Below are 21,263 nucleotides of genomic sequence, written 5' to 3'. Positions count from 1 at the left end.
CGGGGATCAGCAGGATCGGTCGTGAGGGCCGTTGTCAGCCCTTGCTGCACGTATCGCTCTCGCCTGACGCGTGCCCCCGAACCGGATGTCTGCTGGGTGCGGCGAATACTCCGGGACAGCCTGGACCTGGATAGTGAAGCCTAAGCGGAGTTCTCGTCGCACCACTGAATCGCCCAACGCTGCGCCGCCTCAATAGCATCCGCGTCGGAGGGATAATCGCCGAGGTCACCCGAATACTTTACCTCGACGGCATCGCCACTCGCCGAGGCACGCCGGTAGATCTTTGCGCGAGCGTAATAGCGGCCGCCTTCATCAAGAGGTGACGCGTCGATGTGGAATTGTTGGTAGTCGAAATGCATGGCTGTCTCCAAACGATTGCCCTAATCGTCGTCGCGTTGGACGAGGTGGACCTCGTTGTCACCGCCAAGGTCGCTCTGTCACTCCGCCAAGATGAATTGGGGCTGCGACTCTTCGGCCCAAAACGCTTTAAGAATGATATGTACATCGTAGGCAGTAACAGCAAGGCTCGCTGACCAGCGAGAGCAGGACAGCAACGAGAATTCGCATGGGAACGCTCCATCCGAATACGGGTGCGCATCGATTGCCAATCGTGTTGTCTCAACGAATATAGGGCCAGTGCTCGGGGTAATATCTCTTCCGAAACACCACAAAGCGGGCCCGATGCAACGTTCCATCTGGCGAGACGCCACCATCAAGTATTGACTGGAAAGAGAACAGATAGTCGTGAGAAAAGAATCAGTCCTGCTCGCGATTACCGCGATGCTGCTAAGCGGTCCTTGCCGCCCAATTGAACCTGATGGATCGGTACCGCAGCATGGCGCCTCGCAACCTTCCGCAGCGGCCATGTCGGAGTACGCGCTCGCGGTTCGGAAGCGGATATTGCCCGTCACGAATGCCTTGGTGACTGACGGCGACAAAGCCACTGACGCTGTTTTTCCCGTGGAGATCGACGCCGAAGGTAACGTGTTATCAATTACCGTGAAGACCTCAAGTGGTGATTCAAGGTACGATAATGATTGCATGGAAGCGATAAAAAATGTGGGATTGCCCAAACCTCCCCAAGGTATGCCGTTGAGATTGAATCTTGTTGTTCGCACCTTTCACCGTATTCGCGATTGGGTCTACAGGCCCGTCCATGCGAACTGAACCGAGGATCGTGTCGCACGGGTAGCCGTCCACGGCGTCTTTCTGATGCAGACGCAAATTTGGAACGTCTGCTAAGCGGTTCAGTGAGGGGCTGTTTCACGCCCTGAGTCAATCCGTCAAGCGTATCGGGCAGTAGACGGCCCGAACCAGTCATTCAGCATGAGGAAATACTCTGTCATAGGGCGTTCGGTCCAGGTCGGATAACTGCCGTTCAGGAATGACCGGAAAACTTGCTATAGAGGCTGGCAGGCCAGACGGTCATGAGAGAATTCTTGCTCTTGCACTTGTCCTCATCGCCTCATGAAGATTCTCGAATACACAGGCCTCGACACCTCACGCGTCAAGGCCAGCTACGACAAGGTGTCCGTGGCCATCGCCCGCCACGACTTCCGTGCTGCCCAAGTCAAGAAGCTCGCCAATCTGACCCACGGCAAGTTCTACCGGGCGAAGCTGGATGACGCCGACCGGCTGTTGTTCTCGCTGGTGCGCCACGGGGATGAAGTCTGCGCACTGATGCTGGAAGTGATCGCCAATCACGCCTACGATAAGTCACGTTTCCTGCGCGGCGCGGCGATTGACGAGAGCAAAATTCCAGACATCAGCGCTGATGACGCCATCAGGGAGGCGCAAGCTCTACGCTACCTTCATCCCGAACGTACCGGCATTCACCTGCTCGACAAACCGATCTCGTTTGATGACACGCAGGAGACCATTTACCGACAGCCACCTCCCTTGGTTGTCGTCGGCAGCGCTGGCAGCGGCAAGACCGCACTGACGCTTGAAAAGCTCAAGCATGCCGAAGGTGAGGTCCTCTACGTCACTCACTCCGCCTTCCTGGCGCAGAGCGCCCGTGACCTTTATTACGCCAACGGATTCGAGCATGGCGGTCAGGATGCCGTATTTCTGTCCTACCGGGAGTTTGTCGAGTCGATCCGCGTTCCGGCAGGACGCGAGGCTAGCTGGCGCGACTTTGCGGGCTGGTACTCGCGTATACGGCAGAACTTCAAGGATGTCGATGCCCACCAGGCTTTCGAGGAGATTCGCGGCGTGATTGCCGCCGGGTCGGGCGGTGTCCTGTCGCGCGACGAGTATCAAGCACTGGGGGTGCGTCAATCGATCTTTCCCATAGAACGGCGCGACCAACTCTACAATCTGTTTGAGAAGTATCGCGCCTGGCTGGCCGAGGCAAAGCTCTACGACCTGAATCTGGTTGCCCAGGACTGGCAAGCGCTGGCTGCGCCGCGCTACGACTTCGTGGTTATTGACGAGGTGCAGGACATCACCACCGTGCAACTCGCGCTCGTGCTGAAAACCATGAAGAGGCCTGGCCATTTCATGCTCTGCGGGGATTCCAACCAGATTGTCCATCCCAATTTTTTTTCCTGGAGCCAAGTCAAGAGCCTGTTCTGGAAGGACCCGAAACTGGCCGAGCGGCAGGAATTACGCGTGCTAATGGCCAACTTTCGCAACGGCCTGGAGGCCACTCGCGTCGCCAATCAGTTGCTCAAGATCAAGCAGCGGCGCTTCGGCTCCATCGACCGGGAGAGCAACTTCCTGGTCCAGGCCGTCGGCGGCGAGACCGGCCAAGTGACGCTGATACCCGACAAGGACGCCACCAAGCGCGAACTGGACCAGAAGATTCGCCAATCCGCCCAGTTCGCCGTCCTGGTAATGCGCGATGAGGACAAGGCCGACGCCCGCAAGCACTTTGCCACGCCACTGTTGTTCTCGATCCACGAAGCCAAGGGTCTCGAATACGAGAACATCGTGCTCTACCGTTTCATCTCGGATCACCGGGGCGAGTTCAACGACATTGTCGAGGGCATCGCCAAGACCGATCTGGCGGTCGAGACACTGGATTACAAACGCGCCAAAGACAAGAGTGACAAGTCGCTCGAAGTCTATAAATTCTTCGTCAATGCCCTGTATGTAGCGCTGACGCGCGCCATCAAGAACATCTACATGATCGAGTCGGACACAGGGCATGATCTGTTCGGGTTGCTGGATCTGATCGTCGGCCAGACCAGGATCGAGGCCAGGCAATCCACGCTCGAAGACTGGCAGAAGGAAGCACGCAAACTTGAACTGCAGGGCAAGCAGGAGCAGGCGGAGGCCATCCGCCGCACCATCTTGAAGCAGGTCCCGGTGCCGTGGCCGGTGTTCGATGAGGCCAAGGTCAGGGAACTGCTGATCAAGGTCTTCCGCGAGCAGTCTCCGGGCAACAAGGGCAAGCAGCAACTCTTTGACTATGCCACCTGCTTCGATGAACCGCAGCTCGCCGAGTGGCTGGCAGTCGAGGCGAAATTCGAGCAGGCACGAACCTTTGATCAGCAGCGCCCGGTGTTCGCCCGCAAGAGCTACGTCCCTTTCTTCGCCAACCGCTTCAAGGACATCCTCAGGCAGTGTGACCAGCATGGCGTCGATCATCGTCTGCCAATGAACCAGACGCCGCTGATGGCCGCAGCTGCTGCAGGAAATGTGGCGCTGGTGGAAGCCCTGCTGGAGCGCGGTGCCGACCGCGATGCCGTCGATCACTATGGTCACAATGCCCTGCACTGGGCTTTGCGTCAGGCATTTGGCGATGCAAAGTTCGCTGCTGGCCCGCTGGCGGCAATCTATGAATGCCTGGCTCCGCCCTGCATTGATGTCAGAGTGGGCGATCGCCTGGTCCGCATCGACCGGCATCTGTCTGAATACTTTCTGTTTCAGACCTTGTGGGTATTGTTCAAAGCCCGATTCAGCAAGATACGAGGCAATGCAGACAGCGCGTTCCAGACCCAAATCATCCTCGATGCCTGGCAACACTTACCCGCTAACATCGCGCGGCCGGAGCGCAACAAGCGCCAGCATCTTTCTGGCGTGCTGGCGAGGAACGAAATCGACAGAGACTATGCCTACAATAGATCCCTGTTTCTGCGCGTATCCACCGGGCGCTACCAGTTCAATCCCAAACTCGCTGTGCGTCGCCGCCAGGGCGAAGAAGAAAACTGGGTCCCGATCTACACGGCACTCAACCTCCCGTTGATTAGCGAGTTTGCCTACAACGACGGCTGGATCAGCACCTGGGACAATATCGACAAGCTTGTGGTCCTTGCCGGACTACCTGAACGAACCACACCCATCGCGGCTGAACGCTTCGCCGAGCGGCAAGCGGCCAAAATAAGGGAGTTGGACGAACGCAGAGCCAATCAACTTGCTGCCAAAGCACGCATTCGTGCAGCCGCCGAAGCCACCCAGAACACAGCGCCACGATGGGGAACAAAGGAAGCCGAACGGCTTGAAATCGAACGTGTGAAACAAGAAATCGAAAGACGAAAGAAGGGGTGACTTGCCGATATTTCTTTTGGGGAGGCTTTCGGCCGATCAACTGTCGTTCGCTCAGCGATTCGGGCGGACATTCGAAGATCCGCTTCGCTCAGTTAAGGGACGTTTCGTCCAACATTTTGTTGGACCCATCATCGGCCATAGCGGTCGGTTGCCGATCGGGCAGCGTGCGGCGGCAGCAGGTCGCTTTGCTGACCTTCGCAACCGGGTGCCGATGAATGTCAGCTAAGTCATGGATGGATGAGTCTTGCCGACCCGTCTCGGACATCCATAGCCGGTCGCCGGACGGCCGGTTCAAGGCCCAAAGCCGTCGCTTGAGATACCTCTCTCGCCGGCACCACCGCCTCTTCAAGATCGGGCCGGCCGACGTCCGCGCGCTGTTGTTGCTGGGTTGTGCGGCGATTGCGGTGACACTGCTTGCGTCGTACCTCTGAGTGCAGGCCGAACCTGCAATTCTGGGGCCGCAACCGGTTATTCCCCCGATCCGCTATCGCCGATCACGGGAATAGTGAACCGAAAAGTCGCGCCGTATCCGGCATTGTTCTCTGCCCACACCCGCCCACCATGGGCATCGATAATCGAACGGCAAATAGAAAGCCCCACACCCATACCTTCGGGCTTCGTAGTGAAGAACGGTTCGAATAGCCGATCGGCGTGCTGCAGGTCAATTCCTGTCCCGGAATCTTGCACCGAGACGATCACATAGCCGTCGTCGCTGCGCCACGACTTGATCGTCAGTTCGCGCGGCCGGTCTTCGATCGTGCTCATTGCCTGGATACCGTTTGTAATCAGATTCGTGATGACTTGTGCCAGTTGGATCCGATCGCCAAGCACCGCCGGCAGTTTCGAAGCAAGCGTCGCGCGCAGTGCTACATTGTGCTTCAAGACCTCGCGCTGGAGCAGTACCATGACGTCACTGATCAGCTCGTTGATTTCGAGTCGCGTCATCTCAGGGGCAATCCGCTTGGCGAGCATGCGGACGTGTCTGACGATCTCGGTCGCGCGTTGTACATCAGTAAGCATGCGTTGCACGGAGGCTCGCACTTTTTCAAGGTCGGGTACGTCCCGGTCAATCCATCGCAGGCACGCGGCACCATGGGTGGCGACCGCTGCGAGAGGCTGGGCGATTTCGTGGGCCACCGACGCGCCCAATTCGCCGATCGACGTCAAACGAGACACCTGTTGCAGCGCCTCTTCGACCCGCTTGCGCTCGGTGATGTCGGTACCCGTTTCGAGGGTCGCGATCGGTCGCCCCCGTTCGTCTCGCACCAGGGCCCAACGGCTGGCCACTGCGGCTTCCGACCCGTCGCGCCGGGTATTGACGATCTCGCCTTCCCAACGGCCCGTTTCAATCAAAGTTTTTTTGATGTCCTCGGGTGCTGCAGGAAAACGCGTGTGAAGCAGACGGTCGGCAACGTGGCAGAGCGCCTCGTGTTTCTTCCACCCATAAAGCGCTTCCGCGCCGCTGTTCCAGTAGGTAATTACATCGTCCATATCGCGAGCTACCACGCTGTCGTGGGTAAGGTCGAGAAGCTGTGCCTGCTCACGATGGACCGCTGCCAGTTGGCGAGTCCTATGCACGAGAAAGGTGACAACGAACGATGTCACAAAAAAGGCAGTCAACACTACGATGTCCTGCTGGGCATCTACCCGGAAGGTAAATAGTGGCTGTGTAAAGAAAAAGTTGAGGCAACCAACAGCGATCACCGAGATAGCTACCGATGAAACGAGGCTGCCCATCAGTGACACCAGCAAGACCTCGATCAGGTAGGCGAACCCAACTACCGCGACGCCGGCTCCCAAGCGAAAGCATACCCAGGTCGCGATCGCTATGCTGATAGCGCCGGCGAACAGGATCGCGGCAACGGAGCGCGATTGAACGATCCCTTTGGTCGTTCTGGTTGCGTGCATCCCCCGCCAGCCACCGTTCGCAAGGAGATCCTTCATTCGGTTTTTCCCCTTTGAACGGCAAGTCGAAGCGCTGACTCGCCCTCTCGGTCAAGGGACACGGCAAGCCATGTGCTCGTCGGACGCGGTACTCGCAAAGTCTGGGCGTGCTGGCGCTCGGCAACACCTCGGCGTTCACCCTAGCCCTACTTTCATTGGGGAGGACCGTCCTGTCAATCCTGATCTATCATCAGGGCTGTCCGCCGGCGAGCGGACCGTTCCCCTGACTTCGCTCGAACATCATGCCTGTCTGCTGCACATCTCCATCCCAATCAAACAAGGCGCGCGATTCGCGAAGTGTTCGAGGAACGCTGCGCGCTTGATCGACCTGTTGAAGACTTCACCGGTCTCCGGTTCGACCCAGTGACGGGCCAAGAATAGACGATCGAATGCGACGCCGATGTACGTCGCGCTCACGTAGCTGCCACATCGATCCCCGCACATCGTGCAGATTTCGGGCGCGTCGTCCGTTGCCCATCTGCACGAGAACATGAAAGCCGCCGATTTCCGGCCAGGCGACGAGGTGCCGAAGGAACCCGACTCGATCAGGGCTCGTACTTAACTCGCCCGAATATCGGGCGCAGTAGCACATTCGCACCCGTGCGACACTGACGTCCGCCTCCAGGACACCCCGTTCCGATGCCGTTCCAATCCTCGTCTAATATGGCTCAGCCAAGGACGGGGGTTCGAAGCTCAGCCAGCGAGCCTGGCGACGAAATCGCGGTACGAGTGCAGCGGGCGGCCCAGAATGCTGACGAGTCGCTCGACATCGCCGGCCTCCGGCACCATGCCGTCGCTGACGTAGCGCTCGGCCATCAGGCGCATTTCATACGCCATCCACTTTGGCAGGAAGTTCGCCAGATTCTGCTCGAATTGGGCGGGATCGTCCCCGCCGTAGGCAACCGCACGGCCAAGAAGCTCTGACCAGATGGAGGCCAGTTCCGAACCCGTCAACGTGTCAGGTCCAACGAGGTTGATGACTTCGACAGGCAGTTTGCCCGGCGCCTGATCCCGACGCAGCAGTTCGATCGCCGCGACCTCCGCAATGTCGCGGGTGTCGACCATCGCGACTCCCTTGCCGCCAATGGGCATCGGGTAGACGCCATGATTGACGACAACGTCCTTGATCATCAGCTCGTTATCCATGAAGTACGCCGGACGCAGGATAGTGGCGCTGAAGCCCATCTGTTCGATCATTCGCTCGGCGCCGGACTTCACTGCAAAATGCGGCACGTTCACGAAGCGCTCGGCGTGCATGACCGACAGGTAGACCACGCGCTCGACGCCGGACTCGCGAGCAACGTTGAGCGTGATGAGCGCCTGGGTGAATTCGTCGCCTGCCACGGCGTTAAGCAGGAACAGTGTGCGGGCGCCGGCGAACGCTCTGCGCAGGGAGTCGATATCGAGCATGTCGCCCTGTACGACAGCCACTCCGGCAGGAAAGTCGGCCTTCGAAGGATCGCGCACGAGCACGCGCACGTCGGCTCCGCGGGTGGCAAGCTGATTGACGACCTGGCGGCCGACACGGCCGGTCGCGCCGGTAACGAGGATAGTCATGGTGTTACTCCCTGGGTTGGTTGGGATGCCTCCAAGGTAAGTGATCCAGGTCCGGTCCGGAAGATGCTATAAGGAGACAGGGTATCTCACTGGTGGAACGCATGGATCTGCTTGCTCTCGCTGATTTCAACCTGGTCGCCCGTCACGGGAGCTTCGGCGAGGCCGCTCGTGCGACGGAGCGTCCGAAGGCCACGCTCTCGCGCAGGGTCAGCGAACTCGAAAACAGCCTTCGTCTCAGGCTGTTTGAACGCGGACCGCGCGGATTGAAACTCACGCAGGAAGGACGTGCCCTTTACGAGCGGACCGGTGCGCTCCTCGCCGAGCTTAACGAGAGCGCCGCTGCCATCACATCCGGTAGCGAACAACCGCGCGGTCGACTGCGCATCAGCGCGCCGGCGCTCTTTTCTCAGATCGCAATGGGTAAGCTGGTCGCCACGTTCGCGCTGAAATATCCCGAGATTCGACTGGAAGTGACGACGGAAGATCGCCCCGTCGATATGGTCGAGGAAGGGTACGACCTGGTGATTCGGGTCAACCCCGATCCTGACGAGAGCCTGATCGGCCGGGTATTCCTGCGCGACCGGCTGGTCGTCGTGGCTAACCCGGGCTTGGCGCGACCGGAGGACGAGTCGAGTGTTCCGGCTGTCCTTCGCGGAGGGCATGATCGGATTGCTTCGTGGGATGTCACAGGCCTGAAGGGGAAATCGCGCATATCGATCAAGGCGGTTGCTTACCTGTCGTCGTTGATCATGGTCCGCGATACGGTCCGTCTCGGCGTGGGTGCCGCTAGCCTGCCGCTGTCGCTTGTGAGCCATGACATCGCAGCCGGCAGGCTTACGCATTGGGGTGACCTGGATGGCCCTGACATCGCACTATGGGCGCTTTATCCTTCGCGGCGCTTGCTAAGCCCTCGCGTTTCCGCCTTTCTCGATCACATTAAGGAAGCATTCCCCTTGGGAAGACCCGAGGAATTGGCTGGATTTATAGGATCGGAACCGTGAGACCGGTGCGGACCACAGGTCGCTTTTACGTTGAGTGCTAACGGCTGCGCGCCGCCGCGTATGACCATCTCGTGTCATCGGGAAGCGCGCGGCAAGGCATGGGCTTCCCAGCACCGGGCCATGGGGCACAAGTCGGCCATCAAGCCGCCCTTCACGGGGCGAACTCATCGGTCGTTCGGGCGGCGGCTCGGCAGCGCATAACAGCCGCTGAAGAGTTCAAGCGAAAGTCGGGAATTGCGAATTCAGGTACCAGCGGCTCACGGTCGAAGGGGCGGGGAATCTTGAAGCATCCGGTGCAGCCGGAAAGAACGCATCTCGCGGCACCCGGTCCCTTCCCGACGCTCGGCACGTCTGTCAGGACCATCAGTACTCGGGGCGCAGTTCAACCAATAGGCAATTGCCGTCTCGAACGCCTCTGCAAGCAGAATTACGACGCCGGTACCTCGTACGGGATCAGCGCCTGTAGCCGTATGAGCCATGCAACGTTCGCGTGTTAGTCTCCGATAACGACATGGAGGCTTTCATGCAACGAATGATCACCTATCGTGGCTTCGAGATTCACGTCGAGTTGACTCCGGCTGCGGAGGACACGTTCAACGTGACTGTCCAGATCAAAGGCGGTACCAACCTCGAAGTGCTCGGCGCGCGGGGGGGCCGGATCGCGCTGCGCAACGGCCCTTTTACTGAACGATGGGCCTACCTGGTTGGGGAAGTCGCCGGACAAGCCGCAATCGACCTGCTGCTTGGCCCGACTAGCTGATCCATTCCTGTTTCGCCGCCTCGACACACTCACTCGTCCCGCCGAGTACGGTCACTAGCTGCGTTCGACGTCGCACGCACGACGGTCGTCGCCGTTGAGAGCATTGGCGTCGGGCCCAATCTCCCACCGGGAGACGGCGTTCATTTCATTTCAACAGACCACAGGGCAGCTCAGGCCAGGTAGCGGCGATTGTTTTTGAATGCGAGCGTGAAGCCCGGCGTCGTGGGATCATCTGTTGTGGCTGTCTCGGGCCGCACGCCTTTGAGTTGCCGGCCCCAACCTACGGGATCAGACGAACAGGATAAATATATGAAGCTTCGCGTCGGATACGAACTGTCGTACGAGTGCTCACAACCGACGCCGATGATGCTGATGCTGAACACGCACTTTTCGCATGCAAAGGATATTGTCGAGGCAGATCTGCTCGTTACCGATCCGCCGGTGGCGACGAGGCAGTACCGCGACTTGTTCGGCAACCTGTGCACGCGGATAATCGCGCCCGCCGGGCGTGTTGGCTTGAGCACGACCGCGCTTCTGAATGTGCCAAATGCGATGGAAACGCGTCCGAAAGACGGTCGGGGCCATCCAGTCGAGCAGTTGCCCGACGATACGCTCGTTTTCCTATTGGGTAGCCGCTATTGTGAAACCGATTTGATGGTCGACGTCGCGTGGAAGGTTTTTGGACAGTGCGCGCCGGGCCGCGAGACTGTTCTCGCAATCTGCGACTTCGTGCACCGGCATATCGCATTTGATTACCGGCACGCGCGGCCGACCAAAACCGCAGTGGACGTTTACCGCGAACGAAGGGGCGTCTGCCGGGACTTCGCCCATCTGGGCATCACGCTATGCCGCGCCATGAATATTCCGGCTCGTTACTGCACCGGTTATATCAGCGATGTCGGTTTGCCCCCCGTCGCAGCGCCGATGGATTTCGCGGCGTGGTTTGAGGCCTACGTAGGGGGTAGCTGGCAAACCTTCGATCCGCGTAACAACGCACCGCGCATCGGGCGCGTTTTGATGGCATACGGTCGCGACGCCGCCGATGTTGCGATAAGCAATGCGTTTGGGGCCGCCGTGCTAACGCACTTCAAGGTGCATTGCGATCAGGAATAACCGCGCACAATTGGCCATTGCTGAGCCGACGGGGAATTTTTGAATCCCCTCCCGGTAACGTAAGCATTTGGACCGCGCTGGCCTAATTGATTGCGCGCCTGAGCGTCACCGCGTACGAAGGTTTTCCCGGACCGCACGCCAATCCACCCAACGACAGCGGCATTCAGACGGTCGAATTGCGAGGGGTGACCATTCGGCGTGCCCCACTGGGCGTTCCACTATCGTCGGTACGAGGCGATGTATCGCTGACAAAAGCGTGTGAAGCGAGCAAGCGGAAAGCTTTGAACCTGAAAAACATGACCTTGAGCGACGCGGCGCCCATCGCAAGCCCAGATGAAGTCGTGTGTTTCTCCATCACAGAAGCAATTGTCTGCCGTTGGCGACGCATCGCTTAGGATTGGAGGGCGACGGAAAAATTCTGCCCTTGCCACGTCTGACTCGAGGTCCAGAAGAAGGTGAATGCAAGCGATGAACCGGCCTGGGCTGCTTGCGTGACCAGATCGACGTAGTAGATGCCGACCGCCGTTGCGGTGGCTTCGCTGTCCTCCGAGGTGGCCCAGTCGTCGATCGTCCAGCGCAGGCGGAAAGGCGCAGCCAAAGGGATCCGAATTGTCGTGGCGGCCGGAATCGACGGCAGCGGGCGGTTGAAGTTCCAGATTTCGATATTGCTGCGAGCGCGCGGCGCGTGGCCGGGCTGAGACTGATAACGATCGGCGACGACCTTCAGGTGGTTAAAGACCTGACCGTCCGAAGCGGAGCGAACGAGCTTGATGTATTCGGCGTGGGCCCACGCGAGCGGCATGGCAGAGCCAGTCGGCCCGCCAGTGACGAAGGGCGGGTTTGCCAGATCGGGCAGATCCCACACTTGCTCGGGAAGCAGACCGCGCGTTCCGGCGAACGCCTCGAGAGCGCGGATGTAGGATGTGGAGTCGCCACCAGCGGCCAATTCGTAATGACCGCGTTCGCCAGTGAGCAGCGGCCAGGGTCGACCAACGCCGAAGGTAGCGCCGTCGTACCAGTCCTCGCCGAGATTGCCTTGACCATAACCGTCGTGGTTGTATCGGTAAAAGGCAGGCCCCTGCGGCAGAATTTTTCTGATTACTGCATCGACTACCTTGACCGAGTTGACGATGATCGGATCGTTCGCGGCGCGAATTCCATAGCGTACCAGTTCGAGAAAACCCGCGTCCACGATGGTGTTTGCGTTGTAGTCTTTCTTCCAGACGGTTACTTGGGCGGTATTTGGATCTTCTGGAAAATTGAAGACGCCATTGACGTGCGTCGGCAAGATTCGAATGTAGTGCTTCGTCACGCCCGGAACCGGTGAGCCTTCCGCAGCGACGCACCATGTCTCTAGATGCGATTCCAGAAAATCCGCGTATTCGAGCAGGAACTGGGCGGTGCTGGCGTCCGCCCATTTAGTAGCCGCACAGACTAGCGCCGCGATGTTCGATGCCAGTGTCGAAGGGGAGTATCCTTCGAGTTCTTCCCATCGTTCCTGCTGAGTCATGGGGCCGTTCTTGATCAATGCTCCTGCTGCGGCCAGCACCATGCCGGTGGGATCGAACTGACGCAGCAGACCGGCTTCGCTCAAGTGATAGGCCAGAATGATTGGAAAGGAATATTCGTCGAGCTGCGAGGCATTGTCCCGCCACGGCTCGCCGTCAATGAAAAACTTTTGCGGAAAGCTACCATCCGCCAGTTGCGACGCAGCGAGAAACATCAGCCCGCGTAGGGGCGCATCCTGCGCGCCCGCGGCCAGCAGCGCGAGTGCGCTTTGGCACATGTCACGCGGCCAGACCATGTGGTAGCCGGCAGCGAGGTCCCGCATCGTCTGTCCCCACGGGATGCTCAATGAAGCCACCAATGCGCCGTCGGCCGTCTTGTCCTCATGCGCGAGCAACACGTTGCGGCTCATGTTGAAAAGCGCATTGCCATCGCCCGTAATGTTCGCCTTGGGCTGGAACGGGTCGCGAACAGCGTCGTTCCAGCCCTGGATGAACGCTTGCTTGTGGCTGTATGGGTCGGCGGGTCCGTCGAAGGGGTAGGCCAGCGCCTCGGATACGGCGGTCAGCGCCTTGTTGGGCGTGCTCTGCGTAATCGGCGTCGGTTCGTCGACGCAAAACGCCAGTGCCAGAACGAATTGATTCTGCCCTGCGCGGTTGATCTCTGCCGTCACGGCGACGTATCCGTCCTTTGCTGCGTCGTAGTTCCAGACCGGCAAGCGCTTGTTTGCGATGATGTCGGTCCAGCCATCGTTCACTCCCACGAAGCCGCAACTCGTCGTGCCGAAGCCGCAGTCGGCGCCCAGCGCGAGCCAGTAATGGTCACGCGTCGCGACCAGGCGATCGCCATTTGCGGTGCTGACACGATGCGCGGTGTTGCCGGCGCCGTATCCCGCCATGTGAGGCGTCAACAAGGCATAGACGTGCAGTTTGTTAAGGAAATCCTGGTCCCCCTGCAGTGTCGTGCGAACCAGCACGCAGGCCGAACCCTTCTCGGCGATCACGTCCTGCACGACGGTGTAGGGTTGCCCTTTCGCCTGGGATGTGAGCCGGCAGGACAAGGCGGGCGGCTCCGGCCATTCGCATCGATGGTCGAAGTCCTTCTGCGCGTCGTGATAGAAGGTCGACCCGTCGGTAATGATCAGCTGGAAGTCTCGTACCTGAGGGGTGTCGACATCCGGGAAGTAGATTTCCGTGAGGATGCCGCCTGCTGTCGTGTACCAGACCTGGCTCGACAGCGAGTACGCCGTTCCGACGGCGTCTTTGTCTGCGCGGCTCCAGTTCAGCGGATTGCCAGGTGCGCCCGGAGCCGGATTCGATTCAAGCAGATTTGCCATCGCATCTCACTCCATATCTTTGCTTAGATCGATCAGAAATCCACTTGATGAGCAGAAGAGCGGGCATGCTACGCATTGTAGCTATCGAGGATAGCGCTTTTGACGTGCATGGAGAGGGACACGTGAGGCCGCTCAATCAGCGACGGTTCGGAGGGACGCGTGCCAGGCGCGCCCTCCATCACAAGCATGTAGAAGTCGTTTCTAAGTGCGGCGTGTGATCGTGATTACGCTGGCTACGGATCCGCCGCGTCGTTCAGCGGCCTCGGGGAGTCGGGGCATCGGCCACGAGGCGGACGCGAAACTGAAAACTTCGCCTAAGAAGCCTCTACGGCGGACGACAGCAGGGTGGAATAAGGAGGGAACTGGTGAAGTCGCGTACTTCCGGGTTCGGCCAAGAGGCGTCATTCGCCCCGACCGGTAACCGGACACATAGCAGTGGCATGCGCCCGCTAAGCGGCCATTCAACCGCCGGACACGCACCTTGCTTTCTCGGCCTACCGGCACCGTGGTTGGCGCGACTTAGGTCAACGGCGTCATGGGTTAGGTCGTCCCGCAACAACTTCGCGGATGTATCGCATCTGCGTCGGGAGAGGGTAGCCGTTCTCGCCCCCTGGCAATCGTTCCCGCGTTTTCTTTCGCGGGAACATTCGATCTCGAACTGCAGCGACCGACTCAGAAGCTTGCGACGTCAGACTTGTACTGACCGTCGTAAGGGCCGGCCGGCAAGCCCTGTCCGGCTTTGTTGACCGAGATCGCGTTTGCCTGCTGAGCCAAAGGAACGTAGTTCGGCTTCGCCTTAGCGATCGCCGCTGCGATCAACGTCGCAATCGGGTTACCTGCGTTCGCGGCTTGCGGCGAGTAGACCATGGTTTGTCTGTGGGTCCACAGAGTTTCTCCGGTGGTAATTGATTTTTCCGTAAATCATGACAAGTTTGAGCGTCTCAAGCGTTATATTTTCAGGACGGTCATGGAGACAAGTTGGCTGGCGCAAAGGCGAACGAGCGAAGCAGCAAAGAAGCGATTGACGGCGGGTCGGCTGCTGCTGGCGGGCAAGGGCTGCGCCGAGGTGGCGTTGGCGGTGGGTGTGGCTCGGCAGACGGTGTACACATGGAAGCGGCTGCTCGATGAAGGCGGCATCGATGCGCTGCGAAAGGTGCGCGAGCGAGGGCGCCCGGCCCAACTCGATGAGCAACAGTTGGCGGCTGTTCGCGCCGCCCTGCTGCAAAGCCCCGTCGAGCATGGATTTGGCACTGAACTGTGGACTCTCAAGCGTGTGGGCGCGGTCATCGAACGCATGCACGGCGTTCGCTTTGGCCAGACGCAGGTTTGGCGCATCCTGGGCTCACTGGGCGTTAGCCCGCAAAAGCCCGAGAAGCGGGCCATCGAGCGCAACGAGGATGCCGTGCGCAACTGGAAGCGCCGCACCTGGCCGGCCTTTAAAAAAAAGCCCGACGAGAAGGGCGGCTGATTGTCTTCGTGGACGAGTCCGGCATCAGCGAGCGCCCGAACTTGCCACCGCCGATTCTCCCCTCAAGCGTCGTGCGCTGCTCCTGGTGCTGCTGGCAAAGGCGTCGATACTCGCGACCGGATCATCGAACAGGGATTTGGATGGGCGAAGACCGTAGGGCGCATGCGGCAGGTAATGGTGCGCGGGTTGAAGAAAGTCGACCAGATGTTCGTGTTGAACATGGCCGCATACAACCTCATGCGCATGCGTTCGCTAGGACAGGTCCGCCCGTAGTGGCGATTTCGTTCGGAAGCGTGATGCTCATTTGCCGGGTGGTTCGCATGGCGGCGCTTCACATTCCTATAGGATCAAGCCTGCACCTTGTGCCGACAGGCGTTGCGCACGAAAGAGAGAGCTTGCCTGCGCATGTGACCGCAGCCTTCTCGACGCGACGGCACCAACTGCCAGATGTGGGTTATTATGTGGATAAACATGCGCATTGTTCGCACGGAGAATTCACCCATGGCACGTGCATCAACAGGCGGGGCGCGCAAGGCGACGAATGTCACGCTGCCCGTGGACGTGTATGAACGGGCGAGAAATCTCGGCATCAACTTTTCCCGCACCTGCGAGCAGGCCTTGCGCGAGGCGATTCAGGCCGAAGAAGGCCGTCGCTGGGCTGAGGAACACGCCGAGTTCATCAGGCACACGAACCAGTGGGTCGAAGAGAACGGACTACCCTTGGCGCAATACCGGACGTTCTGATGGCGCGATTCGACGTCTATGCCAACAGCGGTAGAGGCCGCGCCAGTACACCGTATCTTGTCGACGTGCAAAGCGACTTTCTAGAAGGTCTGTCGACCCGCGTCGTTGTACCGCTGATTCAGGCTGATGCTTTTCCGCCCGGGAAGCTCCCGGCGGACTTCACGCCATCATTCGATATCGGCGGCATCCGGTGCATCCTGCATCCGGCGTTTGTCGCGACCGTGCCCTTAAGCGAACTGGGGCCGAAGACCGGTTCGCTTGTCGAACACCGTGACCGGATCACGGCCGCGCTGGATCGCCTCCTGGGCGCTTACTGATTATTCTGGACGGTAGACACGCCGGGGCAGGACATTCCCGCGGTTGTGGTGCAATTCCGGTGCGTCGGTCTGTTACGCTTGAAATTTTGACGACTGAACGTGATGCTCGGGTTCAAGCGGTTCCGGAACGCGGTCGTTACCCGCTCCGGCATCGAACTGATGCATCGCATTCGCAAAGGCCAGTTTGATCTCACCGGCGTGCACCTCAAAGATATCACTTCGCCCTCGATCTGGATGGCGGTTCTTTCAGCTCGTTGAGGTCCCTGAAAAATGGGCGATTTCTCGCCTGCCTGCCGAATTTGCACCACAACCGTCACGAGGAGGAACGCGCCGTTCATCCGCTACGACCGCGCGCTCGGCGGCGGCAAGCTGGCAGACCAGTATTTGCGGCGCGCGAAGATTGCGCCGCGTGAACTGTTCGAACTGAATTCGCTGATGGCGATTGCGCTGATGGTGGATCGCGGCCTCGGCGTGTCGCTCGTGCCCGATATCGGCACGCCGCTCACGAAAGGATTGCGGCTCGCGCGGCTCGAACTGCCGAAGAGCACGAAGCCGCGCCGCTTCAGGATGCTGTGGTCGCGCGCCTCGCAGCGCAGCCGGCTGATACGCGGGATGATCGGGTGTTCTGAAGAAGTGCTGCGCGCGCGGGGGTGAACGCCGCTGGCGCTCTCCCGATCCATCAACCCTGCACGAGCGACAAATCCGACAGACGCGACGCCATTTGCGGATCGCTCGGCTTTTCGAACGCGTTGCAGAACGCCTCGGTCGCCTGCCCGGCCGTGGTGGTGCCCTTGACCGCCGCGATCGCGCCCGACTGCGTGGTTTCGAGTTCCTGTTTCAGATAGCCATAGTTGGCGGCCTGGCTCGACGGGTCGAGGCCGTGCTGCTGCGCGTAGTCGATCAGCCCTTGTTTGCGCGAGCCGCCCCATTGCGCGATCCCGTAGCCGTTCGCGTTGTCGTCGGCCATGTTCGAACTCGGCTCGCCGATCTGTCCGCCCTGGTTGATGCCGGAGTTCATGCCGCCGCTCTCGTGCCACAGATTCGCGACGATGCCTTCGGCCTGCGGCTTGGTCAGGCCGAAGTCCTGCTGCAGATTGGCGACGTATTGCGCGGCCACCTGCTGGCCCTGCTGCTGGGTGAGCGGTTGCGTCTGCGGCGCGGTGCTCAGTCCGCCCGGGGCCGTGCTTTCGTCCGTCGAAGTCGTCGGCGCGGGACCGCTCGTGCCCGAACTGCCCGGTGCCGGGCTGCTGGCCGGCGGGGTGCCCGGCGGAGTGGCCGCTGGGGTAGCCGCATAACTGACCGGGCTTGGCGAACTGCCCGAACCGCTACCGACGCTGCCTGGACCGCCGACGCCGCCCGAACCGCCGCCGCCGCCATCCGAATCGGAGTCCGAACCGCTCTGCGACGCGAGGATCTGCTGCAACTCCTGAATGAGTTCCTGCAGGATCTCTTCCATAGCCTGAATCTGCGAATTGCCGCTACCGTTGTCGGTTCCGTCGACGCCGTTCATGTAGCCGAGGTTGCTGCTCGCAAAGCCGTTCTGGATCATGGTTCCGGACATCGTGTTCTCCGTGGGGGCGTTGGTCGCGGCGTCGACCCGTCTGTCGTTTCGGGGGGGCGCCGGCGATGATCTTTCGTCGCCACTGTAGTGCGGGCGTGGGGGCCGCATGACGTGAACGCGAAGTTGTTCTCCGAATGACGAAGCAAGGCGCGCGCGGCGCATGCGGCCCTTGCATGCGCATCCGTTTTTGCGTGCGCGCTTCGTGCCGGTTCGCAAAACAGGCCGTCTCGTCGCGTCACGACGCACGTCGGCCACGCCGGGCGCGTAACGTGACAGCGTATCGATCCGGTGACGCAAGGCGGACCGGTACCGCGCCGCGTGTTGCTGGCTGTGGCAGATGCTTCGCGGCAAGCGGGCTCCCGGACCATTCATTCAGGAGGTAACGATGACTGTCGAATTAGGCAAAGGATTAGGCGTCGGCGGCGTCAATCCATTTGAGCAAACCCAGGAAACCGCCAAACCCGCCGACGCACCCAAGGTCGCCAAAGATACCAATCCGTTTCGCAACGGCATGTTCGGCGACTTGAAGAACATGGCGAAAGCGGCGACCGGAGGCGAATCGCAGGGCTTGCGCTTTGGCGCGCAGTTGCCGGGCCTGCGCAGCAACAATCCGTTTGCGAAGCCGGCTGAAGCGGCGATGTCCCTATTCGGCAAGACGTCGCCGGTCGGCATGGCGGTTTCGACCGTCGCGAACGCGGCGCTCAATCATCTGGGGCCGACGAGCACGCTCGGCCAGATGGGTAACATCGCGCAGCACGCGGCGACGCAGGGCACCAACGAGTTGCTGAACAACGCGGAGGACGCGATGGACCTATCGCAACTGCAGAGCTCCGCCGATCAGAACATGCAGCTGACGAATGCAGCATCGCGTATCCAGACGCAGGTGAAGTTCAATGACATCATGGCCAACATGAACGTCAAGGCCTGGGACACCATCAAGCAAATGTTCGACAAGTAAGCGTCGGCGGGGGACGGGTAACGGCCCACGCGCAGTCGCGTCAACGATATCGGGCGGCATGTCGATCGACATGCCGCCCGCTTTGTTTGCGCGGCGAGACGAAGCTGTACGCAGCGACACGCGCCAACGCACGCCGCAAGGCGACCAGTCGTCGCTGCGATACCGCTTGCGCGACTAGCGCGGGGTGACGAGGGGAGCCATCATCCTATCTACCAGCGCTTCGATCGCGCGTGCGTAGCGATCGCGTTCGTCCGGCGTTTCGGAGTGGTACGCGCCGACCGCCTGCCACGTGTTGCCATACTTGATCATCATCCGATGCAGATGCCACGCGGCCACATAGACGCTCGAGCAAGGGTTCATCAGATCCGCGGCGGACACGCCGTAGCGCGACAGCGCCGGCAGATGAACCGAGTTTATCTGCATCATGCCGTAGTCGATCGAGCCGTTTCGGTTGCGACGAACCGCGTTGGCATTGCCGTGCGATTCCTGCCACGCGATCGCCCTGAGCACCACCGGGCTCACATGCTGATAGGCCGCCGCCGCAAGAAAGCAGTCGGTGTCGGCGTGCGCGTCGGTTGGCGCCAGGCAGGCGACGGCGAGCGCAAGCGCCAGCATCGCTTGACGGGAAGTCGGCGACGCAACGAAACGTGCCGGCCGCGCACGCGCGACGCGCAACAGCGGAGTGTGCGGACAACGCAGTGTGCGCTGGCGGGGCAGGGAAAACATCGCGATCGGCTCCGCAGCGCGCGGCCGGCGGGCACGCGCGCGCAAACAAAGCGCCGTCCGGCTGGCGAAGACGCCGCGGACGGCCGGAAAAGCGCCAGTCGAGGCCGGCGCAACAGGGGAAGGTGTGAACCTGCGTCCTACTGAAGACGACGCAACTCGAACTTCGCGCAGCGCAGCTCGCGCACAGCCAGTCGCCGCTCAGCGGCCCAGCGTGGCCGACGGTGCCTCGTGAAACACGCGGCGATAGCCGTTGATCAGCGTCGAACGGTGCTGCACGCCCCATTTCTTCGCGACGTCGAGCACGTGTGCGACCGGCGCGTCGTCGTCGAGCAGGTCGTCGCGGATGCGCTCCATGCGCTGGCGGCGGATCAGCTCGCTCGGCGACAGCCCGAGGTGGTTCTTGAAGGCCGCCTGCATCGCGCGCTCGGTCACGCCGACGTGCGAAGCCACCTCGCGCACCGACAGATCCTTCTGGTCGAGGTTGTCCATCAGATATCGGTACGCGCGACGGTAGCGGGCGGGCAAACGCGCGCTGACGTCGTCGCTGCGCTGCTGCGAAGCAGCCGGCTGCACGAGATCGGAGACGACGATCGGCATCGACACGTTGTCGGCGCGCACGTGCTGGATCGACGCCAGCGCGTAGCGTCCATAGAGTTGCGCGAACTCCTGCACGCGCATTTGCTGCTGCATGATCTTCGCGCGGCAGTACAGGTAGTCGAGATACCAGCGCGCATGCTGGCTGCCGTGACCGGCGGCGGCGCTCGACGCTTCGAGCATCTGCTCGGCGACGAGCGTCGCCCGCCCGGCGATGCCGGCGAGCGCGATTTCGAGGCACAGGCCGCGGTGATACGCAAGCAGGCCGATCTTCCGGAAGTCGTTCGCGTACTCGCGCAGCGCCTGCGCCGCGTTGCCGTTGCCGTTGCCGCCCGCGAAGGCGAGCAGTTCGCGCAGATAGTCGAGGCGAGACGCCAGCAGCGGCAGCACCGCGTGTGCGGGCAGCGCCGGCTGCGAGCGTTCGTCGCGCGGCAGCGCGTCGACCGTCACCGAACGCCAGTAGATGTGGTCCGCCAACAATTCGGCGCCTTGCAGTTGGTGCTGCGCGAGCAGGTCGCGGCGCAGCGCGTCGACGAGATAGATCCAGCGCGGGTCGCCGCTTGCTCGCGCGAGCGTCGTCAGTTCGGCGACGCGGTCCCACGCGGCCTGCACGCAGCCGAGGTGGAACAGCACGAGCGCGGTGCCGACGAGCGCATCGAGACGCCCGTTCGGCGTGATGGCCTTGTCTTCGGCGACGCGCTTGAAGCAGGTCAGCGCGACGTTGAACTGGCTGCGGAAGATCGCCTGCCAGCCGGTATTGCGGCACGAGACGATTCGGATCGCGTCGCGCGAGTGACGAATCGCTTTCTGCGCGCGGCGGTAGATCTCCTCCGCTTCCTCGTCGCGGCCGAGCACCAGTTCGAGGTCGCCGTGAATCTGCAGCGCGGCGTGGTCGGGGGCGACGTCGTCGCCTTCGACGAGGTGGGCGGCGCGTTGAGCGGCTTCCTGCAGGCGGCCGTCCAGCACGCGGGTGACAAGCTCGGCGGGAAGGCCGGCAGACGAGAGAACCGAAGACGCAGCGAAGTAAATCGTCGAGAACATGGCAAGCTCCTGACCCAGAAGGGGGCGTTAGGCGATACGAACTTGTGAAGCGGTGAGTGAATCTTTTCATTCGCCGCCGCGCCTGACGCCGTTTTGTGATGGTTTGTTACGTTCTGGGGCGGCGCGCCGATGCCGGCGCGCCG

General features: G+C 60.9%; 17 protein-coding genes and 4 pseudogenes. 12 read left to right on the top strand and 9 right to left on the bottom strand.

Going from position 1 to position 21,263, the window contains the following annotated elements; translation table 11 throughout:
* Window positions 1–140: 140 nt before the first annotated feature.
* On the bottom strand, window positions 141–359 hold the full coding sequence (locus OKW28_RS19870; protein ID WP_090811471.1) for a hypothetical protein: 219 nt from the start codon (window positions 357–359) through the stop codon (window positions 141–143).
* A gap of 385 nt (window positions 360–744) precedes the next feature.
* Between OKW28_RS19870 and OKW28_RS19865 the strand changes: the two genes are divergently transcribed.
* On the top strand, window positions 745–1,167 hold the full coding sequence (locus tag OKW28_RS19865) for a TonB family protein (RefSeq protein WP_429448215.1): 423 nt from the start codon (window positions 745–747) through the stop codon (window positions 1,165–1,167).
* A gap of 300 nt (window positions 1,168–1,467) precedes the next feature.
* Entirely contained in the window at window positions 1,468–4,494 is a 3,027-nt protein-coding gene (locus tag OKW28_RS19860) for an ankyrin repeat domain-containing protein (RefSeq protein WP_429448213.1), read from the top strand.
* A gap of 468 nt (window positions 4,495–4,962) precedes the next feature.
* Here the strand turns inward: OKW28_RS19860 and OKW28_RS19855 are convergent, their stop codons facing one another.
* From OKW28_RS19855 to OKW28_RS19845, 3 genes and pseudogenes are all read right to left on the bottom strand, one after another.
* Window positions 4,963–6,438: an ATP-binding protein gene (locus OKW28_RS19855; RefSeq protein WP_429448211.1), complete on the bottom strand. Its 1,476-nt coding sequence runs from the start codon at window positions 6,436–6,438 to the stop codon at window positions 4,963–4,965.
* A 255-nt stretch (window positions 6,439–6,693) separates the two neighbouring features.
* Window positions 6,694–6,882: pseudogene (locus OKW28_RS19850) on the bottom strand (IS110 family transposase); the annotation flags it as partial.
* A gap of 249 nt (window positions 6,883–7,131) precedes the next feature.
* On the bottom strand, window positions 7,132–7,995 hold the full coding sequence (locus tag OKW28_RS19845) for an SDR family oxidoreductase (RefSeq protein WP_429448209.1): 864 nt from the start codon (window positions 7,993–7,995) through the stop codon (window positions 7,132–7,134).
* Window positions 7,996–8,096: 101 nt separating this feature from the next.
* Between OKW28_RS19845 and OKW28_RS19840 the strand changes: the two genes are divergently transcribed.
* From OKW28_RS19840 to OKW28_RS19830, 3 genes are all read left to right on the top strand, one after another.
* Window positions 8,097–8,996, top strand: a complete 900-nt coding sequence (locus OKW28_RS19840; protein ID WP_429448207.1) for a LysR family transcriptional regulator — start codon at window positions 8,097–8,099, stop codon at window positions 8,994–8,996.
* 523 nt (window positions 8,997–9,519) lie between these two features.
* On the top strand, window positions 9,520–9,756 hold the full coding sequence (locus OKW28_RS19835; protein WP_429448205.1) for a hypothetical protein: 237 nt from the start codon (window positions 9,520–9,522) through the stop codon (window positions 9,754–9,756).
* Between the two features lie 309 nt (window positions 9,757–10,065).
* Window positions 10,066–10,869, top strand: a complete 804-nt coding sequence (locus OKW28_RS19830) for a transglutaminase-like domain-containing protein (protein ID WP_184012647.1) — start codon at window positions 10,066–10,068, stop codon at window positions 10,867–10,869.
* Window positions 10,870–11,260: 391 nt separating this feature from the next.
* Here OKW28_RS19830 and OKW28_RS19825 read toward each other — a convergent pair whose 3' ends face one another.
* Together OKW28_RS19825 and OKW28_RS19820 are read right to left on the bottom strand one after the other, a co-directional pair.
* Complete coding sequence (locus OKW28_RS19825; protein WP_429448204.1) at window positions 11,261–13,711, bottom strand: glycoside hydrolase family 15 protein; 2,451 nt, start codon at window positions 13,709–13,711, stop codon at window positions 11,261–11,263.
* A 672-nt stretch (window positions 13,712–14,383) separates the two neighbouring features.
* A complete protein-coding gene (locus tag OKW28_RS19820; protein ID WP_429448203.1) occupies window positions 14,384–14,578 on the bottom strand; it encodes a hypothetical protein in 195 nt (64 codons plus the stop codon).
* 100 nt (window positions 14,579–14,678) lie between these two features.
* On the opposite strand from OKW28_RS19820, the pseudogene OKW28_RS19815 reads away from it, so the two are divergent.
* From OKW28_RS19815 to OKW28_RS19790, 6 genes and pseudogenes are all read left to right on the top strand, one after another.
* Window positions 14,679–15,217, top strand: a pseudogene (locus tag OKW28_RS19815) (IS630 family transposase); the annotation flags it as partial.
* A 79-nt stretch (window positions 15,218–15,296) separates the two neighbouring features.
* Window positions 15,297–15,452: pseudogene (locus OKW28_RS19810) on the top strand (transposase); the annotation flags it as partial.
* Between the two features lie 228 nt (window positions 15,453–15,680).
* Complete coding sequence (locus tag OKW28_RS19805; RefSeq protein ID WP_429448202.1) at window positions 15,681–15,923, top strand: type II toxin-antitoxin system CcdA family antitoxin; 243 nt, start codon at window positions 15,681–15,683, stop codon at window positions 15,921–15,923.
* Window positions 15,923–16,240, top strand: a complete 318-nt coding sequence (locus OKW28_RS19800) for a CcdB family protein (protein WP_429448200.1) — start codon at window positions 15,923–15,925, stop codon at window positions 16,238–16,240. Before OKW28_RS19805 ends, OKW28_RS19800 begins: the two co-directional genes overlap by 1 nt.
* 90 nt (window positions 16,241–16,330) lie before the next feature.
* Window positions 16,331–16,498: pseudogene (locus OKW28_RS19795) on the top strand (IS6 family transposase); the annotation flags it as partial.
* A 12-nt stretch (window positions 16,499–16,510) separates the two neighbouring features.
* The gene (locus OKW28_RS19790; protein ID WP_429448198.1) at window positions 16,511–16,894 is read left to right on the top strand and encodes a LysR substrate-binding domain-containing protein; all 384 of its coding nucleotides are present in this window, start codon (window positions 16,511–16,513) and stop codon (window positions 16,892–16,894) included.
* 25 nt (window positions 16,895–16,919) lie between these two features.
* Here OKW28_RS19790 and OKW28_RS19785 read toward each other — a convergent pair whose 3' ends face one another.
* Window positions 16,920–17,801 carry a phage tail tip lysozyme gene (locus tag OKW28_RS19785; RefSeq protein WP_429448197.1) on the bottom strand — a complete coding sequence of 294 codons (882 nt, stop codon included), beginning with the start codon at window positions 17,799–17,801 and terminating at the stop codon, window positions 16,920–16,922.
* A 385-nt stretch (window positions 17,802–18,186) separates the two neighbouring features.
* On the opposite strand from OKW28_RS19785, the gene OKW28_RS19780 reads away from it, so the two are divergent.
* On the top strand, window positions 18,187–18,759 hold the full coding sequence (locus tag OKW28_RS19780) for a hypothetical protein (RefSeq protein WP_429448195.1): 573 nt from the start codon (window positions 18,187–18,189) through the stop codon (window positions 18,757–18,759).
* Window positions 18,760–18,933: 174 nt separating this feature from the next.
* Here OKW28_RS19780 and OKW28_RS19775 read toward each other — a convergent pair whose 3' ends face one another.
* On the bottom strand, window positions 18,934–19,374 hold the full coding sequence (locus OKW28_RS19775; RefSeq protein WP_429448812.1) for a lytic transglycosylase domain-containing protein: 441 nt from the start codon (window positions 19,372–19,374) through the stop codon (window positions 18,934–18,936).
* Between the two features lie 309 nt (window positions 19,375–19,683).
* Complete coding sequence (locus tag OKW28_RS19770) at window positions 19,684–21,120, bottom strand: helix-turn-helix transcriptional regulator (RefSeq protein WP_429448194.1); 1,437 nt, start codon at window positions 21,118–21,120, stop codon at window positions 19,684–19,686.
* Window positions 21,121–21,263: the final 143 nt, after the last annotated feature.

The sequence above is a fragment of the Paraburkholderia sp. 40 genome, from assembly GCF_050434105.1.
In the GTDB taxonomy this organism is placed as follows: domain Bacteria; phylum Pseudomonadota; class Gammaproteobacteria; order Burkholderiales; family Burkholderiaceae; genus Paraburkholderia; species Paraburkholderia tuberum.
Note: the sequence above shows the minus strand (reverse complement) of the source record. Positions and strands in the feature narration are given on the sequence as shown.

Coding starts and splice junctions, on each gene's coding strand:
- OKW28_RS19790 (WP_429448198.1), top strand. CDS start 16,511: ATGGGCGATTTCTCGCCTGCCTGCCGAATTTGCACCACAACCGTCACG.
- OKW28_RS19845 (WP_429448209.1), bottom strand. CDS start 7,995: ATGACTATCCTCGTTACCGGCGCGACCGGCCGTGTCGGCCGCCAGGTC.
- OKW28_RS19785 (WP_429448197.1), bottom strand. CDS start 17,801: ATGTCCGGAACCATGATCCAGAACGGCTTTGCGAGCAGCAACCTCGGC.
- OKW28_RS19860 (WP_429448213.1), top strand. CDS start 1,468: ATGAAGATTCTCGAATACACAGGCCTCGACACCTCACGCGTCAAGGCC.
- OKW28_RS19840 (WP_429448207.1), top strand. CDS start 8,097: ATGGATCTGCTTGCTCTCGCTGATTTCAACCTGGTCGCCCGTCACGGG.
- OKW28_RS19805 (WP_429448202.1), top strand. CDS start 15,681: ATGGCACGTGCATCAACAGGCGGGGCGCGCAAGGCGACGAATGTCACG.
- OKW28_RS19770 (WP_429448194.1), bottom strand. CDS start 21,120: ATGTTCTCGACGATTTACTTCGCTGCGTCTTCGGTTCTCTCGTCTGCC.
- OKW28_RS19775 (WP_429448812.1), bottom strand. CDS start 19,374: ATGCTGGCGCTTGCGCTCGCCGTCGCCTGCCTGGCGCCAACCGACGCG.
- OKW28_RS19830 (WP_184012647.1), top strand. CDS start 10,066: ATGAAGCTTCGCGTCGGATACGAACTGTCGTACGAGTGCTCACAACCG.
- OKW28_RS19855 (WP_429448211.1), bottom strand. CDS start 6,438: ATGAAGGATCTCCTTGCGAACGGTGGCTGGCGGGGGATGCACGCAACC.
- OKW28_RS19870 (WP_090811471.1), bottom strand. CDS start 359: ATGCATTTCGACTACCAACAATTCCACATCGACGCGTCACCTCTTGAT.
- OKW28_RS19800 (WP_429448200.1), top strand. CDS start 15,923: ATGGCGCGATTCGACGTCTATGCCAACAGCGGTAGAGGCCGCGCCAGT.
- OKW28_RS19835 (WP_429448205.1), top strand. CDS start 9,520: ATGCAACGAATGATCACCTATCGTGGCTTCGAGATTCACGTCGAGTTG.
- OKW28_RS19820 (WP_429448203.1), bottom strand. CDS start 14,578: ATGGTCTACTCGCCGCAAGCCGCGAACGCAGGTAACCCGATTGCGACG.
- OKW28_RS19780 (WP_429448195.1), top strand. CDS start 18,187: ATGACTGTCGAATTAGGCAAAGGATTAGGCGTCGGCGGCGTCAATCCA.
- OKW28_RS19825 (WP_429448204.1), bottom strand. CDS start 13,711: ATGGCAAATCTGCTTGAATCGAATCCGGCTCCGGGCGCACCTGGCAAT.